The organism is Rhodovarius sp. (genome assembly GCF_040399605.1).
GTDB lineage: Bacteria > Pseudomonadota > Alphaproteobacteria > Acetobacterales > Acetobacteraceae > Rhodovarius > Rhodovarius crocodyli_A.
In genome coordinates this window covers 35154-50282 of the sequence record NZ_JBBARU010000017.1, presented here as the reverse complement: position 1 = coordinate 50282, position 15129 = coordinate 35154, and the positions used below count along the sequence as shown (strand labels likewise).

Annotated in this window: 14 protein-coding genes; 11 read left to right on the top strand and 3 right to left on the bottom strand. The window is 65.3% G+C overall.

Annotated features, from left to right (window positions below; translation table 11 throughout):
• Positions 1-90: 90 nt before the first annotated feature.
• Positions 91-1425 (bottom strand): adenylosuccinate lyase, encoded by a 1335-nt coding sequence (purB, locus tag ABWP84_RS07265; protein WP_353211345.1) that lies wholly within the window; start codon positions 1423-1425, stop codon positions 91-93.
• A 178-nt stretch (positions 1426-1603) separates the two neighbouring features.
• On the opposite strand from purB, the gene ABWP84_RS07260 reads away from it, so the two are divergent.
• The 5 genes from ABWP84_RS07260 to ABWP84_RS07240 all read left to right on the top strand — a co-directional run bounded on the left by ABWP84_RS07260 (position 1604) and on the right by ABWP84_RS07240 (position 6773).
• Complete coding sequence (locus ABWP84_RS07260; RefSeq protein ID WP_408904250.1) at positions 1604-2353, top strand: TerC family protein; 750 nt, start codon at positions 1604-1606, stop codon at positions 2351-2353.
• A 379-nt stretch (positions 2354-2732) separates the two neighbouring features.
• A complete protein-coding gene (locus tag ABWP84_RS07255) occupies positions 2733-3518 on the top strand; it encodes a TerC family protein (RefSeq protein ID WP_408904249.1) in 786 nt (261 codons plus the stop codon).
• A gap of 43 nt (positions 3519-3561) precedes the next feature.
• A complete protein-coding gene (locus tag ABWP84_RS07250; protein WP_353211344.1) occupies positions 3562-4107 on the top strand; it encodes a hypothetical protein in 546 nt (181 codons plus the stop codon).
• Between the two features lie 125 nt (positions 4108-4232).
• The gene (locus tag ABWP84_RS07245; protein ID WP_353211343.1) at positions 4233-5741 is read left to right on the top strand and encodes an acyl--CoA ligase; all 1509 of its coding nucleotides are present in this window, start codon (positions 4233-4235) and stop codon (positions 5739-5741) included.
• Between the two features lie 66 nt (positions 5742-5807).
• Positions 5808-6773, top strand: coding sequence for a 2-dehydropantoate 2-reductase (locus ABWP84_RS07240; protein ID WP_353211342.1), 966 nt, complete (start codon positions 5808-5810; stop codon positions 6771-6773).
• A gap of 7 nt (positions 6774-6780) precedes the next feature.
• On the opposite strand, the gene ABWP84_RS07235 is transcribed toward ABWP84_RS07240, so the two are convergent.
• Positions 6781-7731, bottom strand: a complete 951-nt coding sequence (locus ABWP84_RS07235; protein WP_353211341.1) for a tripartite tricarboxylate transporter substrate binding protein — start codon at positions 7729-7731, stop codon at positions 6781-6783.
• On the bottom strand, positions 7728-8960 hold the full coding sequence (locus ABWP84_RS07230) for a CoA transferase (RefSeq protein WP_353211340.1): 1233 nt from the start codon (positions 8958-8960) through the stop codon (positions 7728-7730). The genes ABWP84_RS07235 and ABWP84_RS07230 overlap by 4 nt, the downstream gene beginning before the upstream one ends.
• 78 nt (positions 8961-9038) lie before the next feature.
• On the opposite strand from ABWP84_RS07230, the gene ABWP84_RS07225 reads away from it, so the two are divergent.
• The 6 genes from ABWP84_RS07225 to ABWP84_RS07200 all read left to right on the top strand — a co-directional run bounded on the left by ABWP84_RS07225 (position 9039) and on the right by ABWP84_RS07200 (position 15124).
• Positions 9039-10097, top strand: coding sequence for an ABC transporter ATP-binding protein (locus tag ABWP84_RS07225; RefSeq protein ID WP_353211339.1), 1059 nt, complete (start codon positions 9039-9041; stop codon positions 10095-10097).
• Between the two features lie 117 nt (positions 10098-10214).
• Entirely contained in the window at positions 10215-10835 is a 621-nt protein-coding gene (gene tatB / locus ABWP84_RS07220; protein WP_353211338.1) for a Sec-independent protein translocase protein TatB, read from the top strand.
• A 54-nt stretch (positions 10836-10889) separates the two neighbouring features.
• The gene (gene tatC / locus ABWP84_RS07215) at positions 10890-11660 is read left to right on the top strand and encodes a twin-arginine translocase subunit TatC (RefSeq protein ID WP_353211347.1); all 771 of its coding nucleotides are present in this window, start codon (positions 10890-10892) and stop codon (positions 11658-11660) included.
• Between the two features lie 52 nt (positions 11661-11712).
• On the top strand, positions 11713-12972 hold the full coding sequence (serS, locus tag ABWP84_RS07210; RefSeq protein WP_353211337.1) for a serine--tRNA ligase: 1260 nt from the start codon (positions 11713-11715) through the stop codon (positions 12970-12972).
• Between the two features lie 78 nt (positions 12973-13050).
• The gene (gene hisD / locus ABWP84_RS07205; protein WP_353211336.1) at positions 13051-14358 is read left to right on the top strand and encodes a histidinol dehydrogenase; all 1308 of its coding nucleotides are present in this window, start codon (positions 13051-13053) and stop codon (positions 14356-14358) included.
• A 1-nt stretch (position 14359) separates the two neighbouring features.
• Positions 14360-15124, top strand: a complete 765-nt coding sequence (locus tag ABWP84_RS07200; protein ID WP_353211335.1) for an SDR family oxidoreductase — start codon at positions 14360-14362, stop codon at positions 15122-15124.
• Positions 15125-15129: the final 5 nt, after the last annotated feature.

The following is a 15129-nucleotide window of genomic DNA, read 5'->3' as shown; positions in this document are numbered from 1 at the left end:
GAGGATAACATAATTAGAATATTATGCTTTTAGAGAATGATGCGTTGAGGCGGAATCGCCCAAGACGCTGCATCATTTTCTTAGCATGGTCTAAGCACCGAAGACGCGGGCGAAGATGGTGTCGACATGGCTGAAATCGCGCGCCGGGTTCATGGCCGCGTCCAGTGCCACGCCATCCATCACCGCCGCCACCTCGGCGCTCCCGAGAAGATTATCGCGGAAGCGCTTGGCATCGGGCTGGCCGAGTTTTGTCCAGGTTGCCATGGCCGCCGCCTGCACCGCGGCATAGGCGCCCTCACGGCTCATCCCGGCCTGAGTGAGCGCCAGCAGCACTTTTTGCGAATGGGCGACGCCGCCGAGGGATTCGAGGTTTTCTTCCATCCGCTCAGGATAGACCGTCAGTTTTTCCATCATCCCCGTCAGCCGGGCGAGGGCGAAATCCAGCGTGATGGTGGCATCGGGCCCTATCACCCGTTCCACCGAAGAATGCGAGATGTCGCGCTCATGCCATAGGGTGATGTTCTCCAGCGCCGGCATGGCATAGCCGCGCACCAGCCGGGCCAGGCCGGTCAGATTCTCGCTCAGCACCGGGTTGCGCTTATGCGGCATGGCCGAGGAGCCTTTTTGGCCGGCATGGAAGAATTCTTCTGCCTCGCGCACTTCGGAGCGCTGCAGATGGCGCACTTCGGTCGCCAGGCGCTCAATGCCGCCGGCCACCACGGCCAGGGCCGCGAAGAAGGCCGCGTGCCGGTCACGCGGGATCACCTGGGTGCTGACTGGCTCCACCGCGAGGCCAAGTTTTTCGGCGACGAAGGATTCCACCCGCGGGTCCACACTCGCAAAAGTGCCGACGGGGCCGGAGATGGCGCAGGTGGCGATTTCGGCGCGGGCCGCGCGCAGCCGGGTCAGATTGCGGGCGAATTCGGCATAATGGCCGGCGAGTTTGAGGCCAAAGGTGGTGGGTTCGGCATGGATGGCGTGGCTGCGGCCGATGGTGGGGGTGTATTTATGCTCCAATGCCCGGGCGCGCAGGGCCGCCAGCAGCGCCTCGACGCCCTCGATCAGCAGATCGGCCGCGCGGGTGAGTTGCACGGCGAAGGCGGTGTCCAGCACATCCGAACTCGTCATGCCCTGATGCATGAAGCGGGCATTCTCGCCAATGCCCTCGCCCATCCAGGTGAGGAAGGCGATGACGTCATGGCGCGTCATGCGCTCGATCGCATCGATCGCCTCGACGGCGGCGGCATCGATGGAGGCCGCGCGGGGGGCGCCCTTGTGGCGGATGTCTTGCGCCGCGGCGGCGGGGATGGTGCCCAGGCCCGCCATTGCCTCGGCGGCCAGGGCCTCGATCTCGAACCAGATGCGGAAGCGTTCCTCGGGTGACCAGATGGCCACCATCGCGGGGCGGGAATAACGGGGAACCATGGCGGCCTCGACAGAAAGGACTGAGGTTTTCGGGTTTGATCCCACTGGCGCGGCCTGTCCAGGGGCGGCATTCTGCGGATTGCGCAAACATGAACAAAAGTTTAAGAACGGCGCGTCGAATCGTTAAATAGGATGACGCCGGATGCCAGATTGGTTTGTGCCTCTTCTCCAGGTTCTGATGATCGATATCGTTCTGGCTGGCGATAATGCGATTGTGGTGGGCATGGCCGCCGCCGGATTGCCGCCCGAACAGCGCCGCAAGGCTATTCTATGGGGCATCATCGCAGCCACGCTGATGCGGATCGGCTTCGCCTCAATCACCGTACAATTGCTGAGCATCGTTGGCATCACCCTGGCGGGCGGCGTGCTGCTGGCCTGGGTCTGCTGGAAAATGTACCGCGAATTGCGCGAGGGCCATGGCGGCGACAACCCGGCCAGCCATGACGCGGCCGACAGCAGCGCTGAATTGGACAGCACTGGCAAGCCGAAAAAGACGCTTATGCAGGCCATCACCCAGATCCTGATCGCTGACGTATCGATGAGCCTGGACAATGTGCTCGCCGTGGCCGGTGCCGCTAAGGACCACCCTTATGTCCTGATCGTGGGCCTCGCCTTCTCGGTCGTGCTGATGGGGGTGGCGGCGACGCTGATCGCCAACTTGCTGACGCGCCATCGCTGGGTTGCCTGGGTGGGCCTGCTGATCATCGTCTATGTTGCTTTGAAGATGATCTGGGAGGGCACCACCGAGGTGGCGCACCATGTTCCCGACGCCTATGGCTTCTTGTTGTTGCCGTTGGGCTACCTGGCTCTCCCTGGGGTATTCCCGCCCTGGTTGTGGGCCGGAGCCACGATCCTGCAGATCGCCCTGATCACCGTCGTGGTTGTGGCGGTGGCGGGCGCTGTCCTGACGCGACGCAAGGCGGAATAATGCCTTGAGCCGCTTCTAGCCTTCCCGGCCGGCCAGATTTCTTGTGCTTGCCCTGGCCCTCACCCTGGCCGGTTGCACCGCCGAGCCGGGCATGCATGTCGCCATTACGCCCAGCACGGCAAAGAATGTGGTGGCGCGGTTGCCTGAGAACATCGGCAATTTTCGCCGCGGTGTCGTTACCATTTTGAGCGACGGCGCGGCTGGCGATGGGCCGCGCGGGCAGGAACTGGCTTATGCCAACTCACGAACCTTGGTCGGTGGTGCTCAAGGCAGCCGGCCATAGGGGCGCAGGCGGTGTCCATCGCTCTGCCACGGCATCTTGCCCCGAGCATCCGGTCGCATTAACCCTGCACCCAACACAAGAAGGAAAGCTTGGGTGATGCCTGAATGGTTCATTCCGCTGATGCAAGTGCTGGCCATCGACATTGTTTTGGCGGGTGACAACGCCATCGTCGTTGGCATGGCCGCCGCCGGGCTGCCGCCCGAGCAACGCCGTGTCGCCATCCTTTGGGGCATTGGCGCCGCCGCGGTGATGCGGATCGCCTTTGCCTCAATCACCGTACAATTGTTGAGCATCGTTGGCATCACCCTGGCGGGCGGCGTGCTGCTGGCCTGGGTCTGCTGGAAAATGTACCGCGAATTGCGCGAGGGCCATGGCGGCGACAACCCGGCCAGCCATGACGCGGCCGACAGCAGCGCTGAATTGGACAGCACTGGCAAGCCGAAAAAGACGCTTATGCAGGCCATCACCCAGATCCTGATCGCTGACGTATCGATGAGCCTGGACAATGTGCTCGCCGTGGCCGGTGCCGCTAAGGACCACCCTTATGTCCTGATCGTGGGCCTCGCCTTCTCGGTCGTGCTGATGGGGGTGGCGGCGACGCTGATCGCCAACTTGCTGACGCGCCATCGCTGGGTTGCCTGGGTGGGCCTGCTGATCATCGTCTATGTTGCTTTGAAGATGATCTGGGAGGGCACCACCGAGGTGGCGCACCATGTTCCCGACGCCTATGGCTTCTTGTTGTTGCCGTTGGGCTACCTGGCTCTCCCTGGGGTATTCCCGCCCTGGTTGTGGGCCGGAGCCACGATCCTGCAGATCGCCCTGATCACCGTCGTGGTTGTGGCGGTGGCGGGCGCTGTCCTGACGCGACGCAAGGCGGAATAATGCCTTGAGCCGCTTCTAGCCTTCCCGGCCGGCCAGATTTCTTGTGCTTGCCCTGGCCCTCACCCTGGCCGGTTGCACCGCCGAGCCGGGCATGCATGTCGCCATTACGCCCAGCACGGCAAAGAATGTGGTGGCGCGGTTGCCTGAGAACATCGGCAATTTTCGCCGCGGTGTCGTTACCATTTTGAGCGACGGCGCGGCTGGCGATGGGCCGCGCGGGCAGGAACTGGCTTATGCCACCGCCGATCGCAGCCTGGCAGGCTTCGTGCAGGTGGTGGCGCAACTCGAGCCCATGGGCGAGGCTGGCTTGCCCGAGGCATTGCAGCGTTTTGTCTATGACAGCATTGCCAATACGCCGAGCCATCGGCGCCTGCGCGAGCGTCTCTCGGTCAGCCTGCCTGAGGCGCGGCCGGTGCTGCGCTGTTCCGAGCTGGAGGGCAATTACGGCCGCCAGCCGGTGGAAAGCCTGGCTTGTGTGGGCGTCTTTGGTGGGCAGTTGGTGCGCTTGCGCGTCTCGCATATTCGCCGCGAGGGCCGTATGGCCGAGGTGCGCGGCTTTGCGGAGCTGGTGGCAGCGGCGCTGCGCTGAGGGCTGGCTTGGCGGGGGCAGTTATCGCCGCTCTGGCCGCCGCGTTTTTAATGGATTCTTCCTTGATGCTTGGCGGCCGGCGCTGATTGTTTCATATCGATATCGGAATGTTAGGGAGAATAATAATGACGCATACAGTGCTCGCCTTGCTGCGAGGTGCAGCGGACGCGCCCGCCATTGGCGCCCCCGATGCGCAGCCCCTGACACATGGCGGCCTGCGCGACCTGGCCCATGCCACGGTGGCGGCGCTCAATGCCATCGGGATTGGGCGTGGGGATAGGGTGGCCATTGTGCTGCCCAACGGGCCGCAGATGGCGGCGAGCTTCATCGCCATTGCCGCCGGGGCCACGACATGCCCGCTCAACCCGGCCTATCGCGCCGATGAGTTTGAGTTCTATCTCAACGATCTCAATGCCAAGGCGCTGGTGGTGCTGGCCGGTGGTGAGACCCCAGCCCGGGCGGTGGCGCAGAAGCTGGGCATCCCTCTGCTCGAGCTCTCCCCCGGCGCGGTGGCGGGCGCTTTTACCCTCAGCGGCGGCCGTCCCGGCACGGCCGCGCGGCCGGGTCTGGCTGAGCCGGATGATGTGGCGCTGGTGCTGCACACCTCCGGCACCACCTCGCGCCCCAAGATCGTGCCGCTGAGCCAGCGCAACCTTTGCGCCTCGGCACGGCATATCGGCACGGCGCTGGGGCTGACGGCGGAGGATACCTGCCTCAATATCATGCCGCTCTTCCATATTCATGGGCTGATCGCGGCCACGTTGTCTTCGCTGGTGGCGGGTGGGCAGGTGGTGGCCACGCCGGGCTTCAATGCGCTGAAATTCTTCGGTTGGCTCGATACCGAAAAACCCAGCTGGTATACGGCCGTGCCGACCATGCATCAGGCCATCCTGGAGCGCGCCAAGCGCAACCAGGAGATCATTGCCCGCGCGCGGCTGCGGCTCATCCGCTCCTCCTCCGCCTCGCTGCCGCCGCAGGTGATGACGGAGCTGGAGGCGGTGTTCGGCTGCCCGGTGCTGGAAAGCTACGGCATGACCGAGGCGACGCATCAGATGACCTCCAACCCGCTGCCGCCGCGGCCGCGCAAGCCTGGCTCGGTGGGCGTGGCCGCCGGCCCGGAGGTGGCGATCATGGATGAGGGTGGAGAGATTCTGCCGCAAGGTGCCCTGGGTGAGGTGGTGATTCGCGGCCCCAATGTGAGCCTGGGCTATGAGAACAACCCCGATGCCAACCTCAAGGGTTTCGCCGGCGGCTGGTTCCGCACCGGTGACCAGGGCTCGCTCGATGCGGAGGGCTATCTGCGGATCACCGGCCGGCTGAAGGAAATCATCAATCGTGGCGGCGAGAAGGTGAGCCCGCTGGAGGTGGATGAGGTGCTGATGGACCACCCCGCCGTGCAGCAGGTTGTCACCTTCGCCGTGCCGCATGCCAAGCTGGGCGAGGAGGTGGGTGCGGCCGTGGTGCTGCGCGAGGGGATGGCTTGCACCGAGCATGAGCTGCGTGAGTTTGCCCGACAAAAGCTGTCTGATTTCAAGGTGCCGCGCCATGTGGTCTTCCTGGCCGAGATTCCCAAAGGGGCCACCGGCAAGATGCAGCGCATTGGCCTCGCGGCCAAATTGGGGTTGGGGGAATAAGCTGCGTGGCGCGCTGCGTTGCTGGGCGGCGCTGCGCCGAAGCGGCGTGTGGGAGGGGGTAAGGGCGTGAAAATTGCGATCTTTGGCGCGGGCGCCATTGGCGGGTTTCTGGGCGCGAAACTGGCGGCTGCCGGCACGGATGTCTCGCTCGTGGCGCGGGGGCCGCATTTGCAGGCGATGCAGCAGCGTGGGCTGATTCTGCGCGAAGCTGGCCAGGAAAGCGTCACCCACCCCCGTGTCGCGGCCGATGCCGCCGAATTGGGCGTGCAGGATTACGTCGTGGTCGGCCTCAAGGCGCATTCGGTGCCCGCCGCCGTGCCGGCCATGGCGCCGCTGATTGGCCCCAACACGGCGGTGGTCATGGCGGTCAATGGCGTGCCCTGGTGGTATTTTTACGGCCTTGATGGCTCTTACCGCGATATGCGGGTGCGCAGTATCGACCCTGATGACGTACAATGGCAGGTCTGGGGCCCCGAGCGTGCCATTGGCTGCGTGGTCTATCCCGCCGCCGAAGTGCCCGAACCGGGCGTGATCGAATTGCTTGAAGGTGACCGTTTTACCCTGGGCGAGCCGGATGGTTCACGCTCGGAACGTGTTACCAAATTGTCTGAATGCTTTATCGCGGCCGGCCTCAAGGCGCCGGTGCGGCCGCGGATTCGCGACGAGATCTGGGTCAAGCTCTGGGGCAACCTCTCCTTCAATCCGATCTCGGCCCTCACTTTGGCCACGCTGGAAGACATGGTGCGCGATGATGGCACCCGCGCCGTCATCCGGGCCATGATGGTCGAAGCGCAGCTGGTTGCGGAAAAGCTTGGGGTGAAATTCCCCATTGGCGTGGATAAGCGCATTGAAGGCGGCGGCGCGGTGGGCGCGCATAAAACCTCGATGCTGCAAGATCTCGAGCGGGGCCGGCCCATGGAATATGAGGCGCTGGTGGGGGCGGTGGCGGAGTTGGGACGCATTGTGGAACTGCCCACCCCGATCATCGATACGGTGCTGGCGTTGATCCGGCTGCGCGCCAAGGCGGGGTGAGGGGGGCTTAATCCGCCCTGACCCCGGCCCGGCGTATCAGCGCCCCCCATCGTGCCTTTTCGGCGCTGATGAAGCGGGCGAATTCCTCTGCTGTGCCGGCGGCCGGGTCGGCGGCTTCGGGTTCCAGCCGGGCACGGGTTTCGGGCTCTTGCAGCATGGTGTGGATGGCGGCGTTGATGCGCGCGACGGCGCTGCTGGGCATGCCGGCGGGGCCGACCACGCCGTACCATTGCACGGCCTCGAAGCCTGGCACGGTGGCGGCGATGGCGGGTATCTCGGGTGCGGCAGGCACGGGGGCAAGTGCGGAGACGCCCAGGGCGCGAATCTGCCCGGCGCGAATCGGCGGCAGGGCAGGGGGGCCGCCGGTCATGGTCATCTGGATTTGGCCGGCGATGAGGTCGTTCATCATCGGGCCGGTGCCGCGATAGGGAATATGGGTAAAGCGCAACCCGGTTGCCTCTTGCAGTGCGGAGACGGCGATATGCGTGGCCGAGCCATTGCCGCCCGAGCCATAGGCGATGCCGCCGGGGTCGCGTCGGGCGAGGGCGATGAATTCCGCCAAGTTTCGCACCGGCAGGCTATTGGTCACGGCGAGGAAATTCGCAACCGTCGCCACCAGCGCGATGGGGGCGAAGGCGCGTTCATCATCATAGGGCAGGCGGGGGTAGAGGCCAGGATTCACCGCCAGCGTGCCGATATGGCCCATCAGCAGGGTATGGCCATCGGGGGCGGCTTTGGCCACCGCGTCGCTGCCAATGGTGCCGCCGGCGCCTGGGCGGTTTTCCACCACCACGGTCTGGCCCAACAGCACGCCCAGGCGCTGCGCCACCACGCGGGCGATGATGTCGGTGGAGCCGCCGGGGCTGAAGGGCACGATGAGGCGCATCGGCCGCTCCGGCGCCCAGCCCTGGGCCAGGGCAGGGCTTGCCAGCAGGGGAAGGGCGCGCCGCGTGATCATGGCTCCACCGCGGCGCCTTCGGCGAACATTGCGGCGATGGTCGCCGCGTCGCAGCCGGCTTCGGCCAGGATATCGCGGGTGTGTTCGCCAATGCGCGGTGCGGGCAGGGTGGCATCGCGCATGCCGCCGGAGAAGATGTTGGCCACGCGTGTGCGGCGGATCATGCCTTCGCTGGGATGCTCCTCATTATAGACAAAGCCGGTGGATTTGAGATGCGGATCATCGAGCAGCCCATCGATGGAGTTGTAGGGGCCGGCTGGGACATCGGCCTCGCGGAAGATCGCCAGCCATTCGGCCGAGGTTTTCTTGGCGATGGCCTCGATTCGCAGGGCGAAATACTCGGGCGTGTTTTGGGTGCGGGCGAAGGCGGTGGAGAAGCGCGGGTCCTCGCACATCTCGGGCCGGCCAATGGCGCGGAAGAAGGCGAAGGCCTGCGCATCGGTATTGGCCGAGAGTGAAATATAGCCGTCCAGTGTTTTCAATGGCTTGCCATCGGGTGACAGCAGGCGGGCATCGCCCGAGGGGCCGATGGGTGGGTCGAAAGTGGCCGAGCCCAGATGCTCGGTCAGCACGAAGCTGGCCATGTTTTCCAGCATCGGCACTTCGATCATCTCGCCCAGGCCGGTTTGTGTCCGGCGGAAAAGGGCAAAGCCAATGCTCTGCGCCGCGATGAGGCCGGTGATGTGGTCGGCCATCACCATGGGCACGTAGCGCGGTTCACCGATGGAGCGCTCGAAGGTGGCGGAAACACCGCCCGCAGCCTGGATCACATTGTCATAGGCGGGCGCCTCGGCATAAGGCCCGCTCGAGCCGAAGCCCAGGATGGAGCAGGCGATCAGCCGGGGATTGGCGGCGCAAAGCCCCGGCGCATCCAGCCCCAGCCGGGCCAGCGAGGAGGGGCGGATATTGGAGACGAAGACATCGGCCCCCATCGCGAGGGCGCGGACCGCCGCCTGGGCCGAGGCCTTTCGCAAATCCAGCGCCAGGCTGCGCTTGTTGCGGTTGAAATTGATGAATTTTCCACTCATCGCCGGATTGCGGCCAATGCCGGCCATATGGCGCAGCAGATCGCCCGAGGGCGCCTCCACCTTGATCACATCGGCGCCCTGGTCGGCCAGGGTGCGGGTGCAGATCGGCCCCACCACCACAGAGGTCATATCGAGCACGCGGATTCCGGCCAGCGGGCCTTTGTTGCGCGGGTGGGGCTTGGGGGTGGTGGTGTCCTGCATGGGGGCCAGATTGGCGCTTCAGCGCCCGCGCGTGAAGGCGGGCTGACAGGGGATGCCAAAGAGGCCACAAGACGGGGCATGGGGCTTCATCTGCACGATATTCATCACGCCTTCGGCCCGAAGCAGGTTCTGCGCGGCGTCAGCCTCGATGTGGCGCCGGGGGAGATTTTGTGCCTTCTAGGCCCCTCGGGCGATGGCAAGACCACGCTGCTGCGCCTGGTGGCGGGGCTGGAGCCCTTGCAGCACGGCCGCATCACCCTCGATGGCGTGACCCTGGCCGAGCCGGGCCGCGACATGCTGCCCGAGGCGCGGCGGGTGGGATTTGTGTTTCAGGATTACGCGCTTTTCCCCCATCTCACCGTGGCCGAGAATGTGGGCTTTGGCCTGCAACGGCTGCCGCGGGCCGAGCGCGATGCCCGGGTGGGGGAGGCGCTGGAGCGGGTGCGCCTGGGCGAGCGTGGCGAGGCTTGGCCGCATCAGCTCTCCGGCGGGCAGCAGCAGCGTGTGGCGCTGGCCCGTGCGCTCGCCCCCCGCCCGGCGGCGCTGTTGCTCGATGAGGCCTTTGCCAGCCTCGATGCCAGGCTGCGCGAGCAGGTGCGCGACGATACGCTGCATGTGCTGCAGGAGGCGGGGATTCCGGCGCTGATCGTCACCCATGATTCGGAGGAGGCGATGTTCATGGCTGACCGCATCGCCCTGATGCGCGAGGGGCGGGTGGAGCAGCTGGGCACGCCTGAGGCGCTGTACCTGCACCCGCAAACCCCTTTCGTCGCCCGCTTTTTGGGCGAGGTGAATGACATTCCCGCCATCGTGACCAATGGCTGGGCGGAGAGCGCGCTGGGCCGCCTGCCGGCCGCCTTGCCCGACGGGCCGGCGCAATTGCTGCTGCGGCCGGAGGGTTTGCGGGTGTTGCCAGCCGGCCAGCCGGGTGCCGCCCTGGCCGAGGTTGAGGCCTGCCGCCTGCTGGGGGCGACGACGATGGCGCATCTGGCGCTACCCGATGGCGATGGCCAGGTTTTGCATGTGCATGCCCGGCTGCCGCCCGGTGTGGTGCTGCGCCGCGGCGAGGCTGTGAGCCTGCTGGCGGATCCGGAACGGGCCTTCGCCTTCCCCTTGGGTGGCGAGGCGCCCGCCTGAAGCGTATGCGCGCTGGGGTGAAGTGGCGCGCCCGGCTTCCTAGATGACCCCTCAAGTGTTAGGGGTGAAGCGTATTCCCGCGGCTCTCCTGCCGCCCCTTGATGTCAGAAGGTATTGATGTTCGACCTGGCTTGGTCCGAGATCGCGCTGATTGTGGTGGTGGCGCTTATCGTCATCGGCCCGAAGGATTTGCCGACTGCCATCAAAGGCATCGCGGCATGGATCCAGAAGGGCAAGAAGATGATCCGGGATTTCCAGTCCCAGGCGGATGATCTGGTGAAGGAGGCGAATCTGCAGGAGGTGCGCAGCCAGATTCAGGATGTGCGCAGCACCATCAGCGATATCCGCAATTTCGACCTCAAGGGCATGGTGGATAAGACGGTCGACCCTGATGGGACGTTGAAATCCTCACTCAGCGGGATGGATGGTTCCTCCAACAGCTATTCGACCCCGGCCTGGACGCCCCCCGCCACGGCGGCGAATACGCCCGGCGCACCGCCGATGATCCCGCCCAACACCATGGCGCCTTACGTGCCGCCACCGCCGCCGCCCACGGCGGCGGACCTGCCGGATGCGCCCGCCTTCCTGCCGCCCAGCACCCTGGCCCCGCCGCCACCGCCCGTGGTGGAGGCAGCCCCGGCTGCGCCCCCTGTCATTGAACCGGCCATGGCCGAGGCCGCCCGCCCCCCTTCACCCGGCGGCAGCGAGCCCGCGGCCGTGACCACCACCCAAGCCTGAGAGCAGACACCAGTGGCACGCGCCCCCGTGGAAGACACGATCGACGACAAGCCCATGCCGCTGATGGAGCATCTGCTGGAGCTGCGCACCCGCCTGCTCTGGTCGGTTGGTGCCTTCTTCATCGCTTTTGCGGTGTGCTATTATTTCTCCAGCGCGATCTATGGCTTTTTAGCCAGACCGCTGGCCGATATTCTGATGGAGCAAAGCCTGGCGTCCGGCGGCACGGGCACCGACCGCCGGATGATCTTCACCCAGCTCTATGAGGCGTTTTTCACCTATTTGAAGGTCGCTTTTTTCGGCGCGGTGTTCTTCTCGTTTCCGATGTGGGCGACGCAGCTTTGGCTCTTCGTGGCGCCAGGGCTGTATCGCAGCGAGAAGCGGACGATCATGCCCTTCCTGCTGGCCTCGCCCTTTCTGTTCCTGCTGGGGGCGGCGCTGGCCTATTACTTCATTTTCCCAATGGCCTGGAAATTCTTCATCTCCTTCGAAACCCCGGCCGGGGCGGATAGCGTGGCCATTCAGTTGGAGGCGAAGGTCAGCGAATATCTGTCGCTGGTGATGCATATGATCCTGGCCTTTGGCATTTCGTTTCAAATGCCGGTCCTCCTCACTCTGCTGTGCAAGGTGGGCATTTTGAATGTGGCATCGCTGCGCAAGGGGCGGCGCTATGCCATTGTGGCGATGTTTGCGGTGTCGGCGATTATCACCCCGCCGGATATCATCAGCCAGATCGGCTTGGCGGTGCCGCTGATCCTGCTCTACGAAATTTCGATCCTGGCGGCGGGTTGGATGGCGCCGAAGCCTGATCCGGATGAGGCGACGTGATGGCGGCCGCTTCCTCCGCAGCCTTGTGAAACCCTCTTAAGTTCAGGTCGCCATGCACGATATCCGATCCCTTCGCGCCGACCCTCAGGCGTTCGATGCCGCCATGGCGCGTCGTGGCCTGGGCGGCCAGTCCCAGGTTATTCTTGCCTTGGATGCCGAGCGGCGTGAGGCCATTCAGCGGGTTGAGGCCGCGCTGAAGGCGCGCAATGAGCGCGCGAAGGCCATTGGCATGGCCAAGGCGAAGGGTGATACCGCTGAGGTTGAGCGGCTGATGGCCAGCCCCGTGGATGACATCGCCGCCGCAACCTCTGAGCAATTGGCCCGCAGTGAGGCGGCGCTCAACGATACCCTCTCCGCCCTGCCCAATATCCTCGATGCCGAGGTGCCCGAAGGTGCCGATGAGACGGCCAATCGCGTGCTGCACCAGCATGGCGAGCCGGCCAGCCTGCCCTTCAAGCCGCGCGAGCATTTTGAACTCGGCGAAGCCCTGGGCCTGATGGATTTCGAGAGCGCGGCGCGGCTTTCCGGCAGCCGCTTCGTAGTGCTCAAGGGCGCACTGGCCCGGCTGGAGCGCGCGCTCGGCCAATGGATGCTCGACCAGCATACCGGCCAGAATGGCTATACCGAGGTGAGCCCGCCGCTGCTGGTGAATGCCGCCACCCTCTACGGCACCGGCCAATTGCCGAAATTCGAGGAAGACCTCTTCCGCACGGATGACAAATTCCTCATCCCCACCGCCGAGGTGCCGCTGACCAATCTGGTCGCCCAGCAGATCATCGCCGAGCCCATCGCGCCGCTGCGCTTCACCGCGCTGACGCCGAGCTTTCGCTCCGAGGCCGGCAGCGCCGGGCGGGACACGCGCGGGATGCTGCGGCAGCACCAATTCTATAAGGTCGAACTCGTCTCTATCACCCGGCCCGAGGATAGCGACGGAGAGCATGAGCGCATGACCGGCTGTGCCGAGGCGATTTTGACCGCGCTGGGCCTCACCTGGCGGCGGCTTTTCCTCTGTGCTGGCGATACCGGCTTTGGCGCGGCGCGGACCTATGATCTGGAGGTCTGGCTGCCCGGCCAGCAGGCCTGGCGGGAGATTTCCTCCTGCTCCAACACGCGGGATTTCCAGGCACGGCGGATGAATGCGCGCTTCAAGCGCGGCAAGGATTCGGTCTTTGTGCATAGCCTCAATGGCTCAGGCGTGGCGGTGGGCCGGGCGCTGATTGCGGTGCTGGAGGCGCATCAGCGTGAGGATGGCACCATCGCCATCCCCGCGGTGCTGCAGCCTTATATGGGCGGTCTCACGCAACTGGGTTAGCCTGCCGCGCCGTTTCCCAAGGCCCGTATTCGGAGGCAAATCCGGGCCGCCACATTGCAAAATTCTGAGGATATTTCCATGGCCCAATGGCTCAAGCGCTCCATCGCCACCGCGAGCAAGGACGAGGCGCAAAGCCAGGTTCGCGCCACTGTCGAGACCCTGCTGGCCGATATCGCCAAGCGCGGCGATGTGGCGGTGCGCGAAATGTCGGCCCGTTTTGACCATTGGGACCGCGCGGATTTTCGCCTCACCGATGCCGAAATTCGCGCCTGCCTCGCCGAACTGCCGGGCCGCGCGCTGGATGATATCCGCTTTGCCCAGGAGCAGGTGCGCAATTTCGCGATCCATCAGCGCGAATCGATGAAGAATGTGGAGGTGGAGACCCTCCCTGGCGTGGTGCTGGGCCATAAGCATATCCCGGTGAATGCGGTGGGCTGCTACGTGCCGGGCGGCAAATACCCGCTGCTGGCCTCGGCGCATATGTCGGTGGTGACGGCCAAGGTGGCGGGGGTGCCGCGCATTGCCACCTGCGCGCCGCCCTTCCAAGGCCGCCCGGCGCCGGCGATTGTGGCGGCGCAGTATCTGGCGGGTGCCGATGAGATTCGCGTCCTCGGCGGGGTGCAGGCCATTGGCGCCATGGCGCTGGGCACGGAGAGTATCGCGGCGGTGGATATGCTGGTCGGCCCCGGCAATGCCTATGTGGCCGAGGCCAAGCGGCAGCTTTACGGCCGTGTTGGCATCGACCTTTTCGCCGGCCCGACTGAGACCTTGCTGATCGCCGATGACACGGTTGACGGCGAAATCTGCGCCACTGACCTGCTGGGTCAGGCTGAGCACGGCCCGACCAGCCCCGCCATTCTGCTCACCACCAGCGAGAAATTGGCGCGCGACACCATGGCGCAGATCGAGCGCCTGCTGGGCATGCTCCCCACCGCCGAGATCGCCCGCAAGGCCTGGGAGGATTATGGCGAGGTGATTCTCTGCGATGACCGGGCAGAGATGCTGCGCGAGGCCGACCGCATTGCCTCGGAACATGTTCAGGTCATGACCGCCGATGATGATTACTTCCTGGCGAATATGACCAATTACGGCGCGCTGTTCCTCGGGCCGCGCACCAATGTCAGCTATGGCGACAAGGTGATCGGCACCAATCACACGCTGCCGACGCTGGGTGCGGCGCGCTATACTGGCGGGCTGTGGGTGGGCAAGTTCCTCAAGACCGTGACCTATCAGCGCGTGCTGACGGACGCCGCCAGCACCATGGTGGGCGAATATTGTTCGCGGCTTTGCATGCTGGAGGGTTTTGTCGGCCATGCCGAGCAGGCGAATATCCGCCTGCGCCGCTATGGCGGGCGCAATATCGGCTATGGCGAGGCGGCCGAATAGGATGGAACTGCCACGCACGCCCTCGATGCGTCTGGATGGTCGCCGCGCGCTGGTGACCGGCGCGGGGCGCGGCATTGGCCTGGCGGCGGCGGCAGCCCTGGCCCAGGCCGGTGCCGAGGTGGTGCTGGCCGCCCGCAGCGCCGATGAGATCGAGGCTGCTGCGGCCGCCATCCGCGCGGCTGGCGGCCAGGCCCGGGCATTGGTGCTGGATGTGCTCGATGTCGACGCCACGGCGCGGGCCATTGCTGCCGAGGGGCCGTTCCACGCGCTGGTCAATAATGCCGGAACCAATCGGCCGGCGGGTTTCACCGATGTCACGGTTGAGGATTTCGGCGCCATCATGGCGCTGAACCTGCGTGCGGCGTTTTTCGCCGCCCAGGCTGTCGCGCGCGGCATGATCGCGGCGGGCATTGAGGGGGCGATTGTGCACATGTCGTCGCAGATGGGCCATGTCGGCGGCACGCGGCGCTCGGTGTATTGCGCCTCGAAATGGGCGATGGAGGGGATGGCGCGGGCGATGGCGATTGACCTCGGCCCGCACCGCATCCGGGTGAATACCCTTTGCCCGACCTTCATCGAGACGCCACTCACCCGGCCCTTCTTTCAGGACACCGATTTCCTCGATTTTGTGCTGGGCAAGATCAAGCTGGGGCGGCTGGGGCAGGTGGAGGATTTGATGGGGGCCGTGGTTTTCCTACGCTCGGATGCGGCGGCGCTGATGACCGGCTCCTCGCTCATGGTCGATGGTGGCTGGACGGCGGGGTGAGTGGC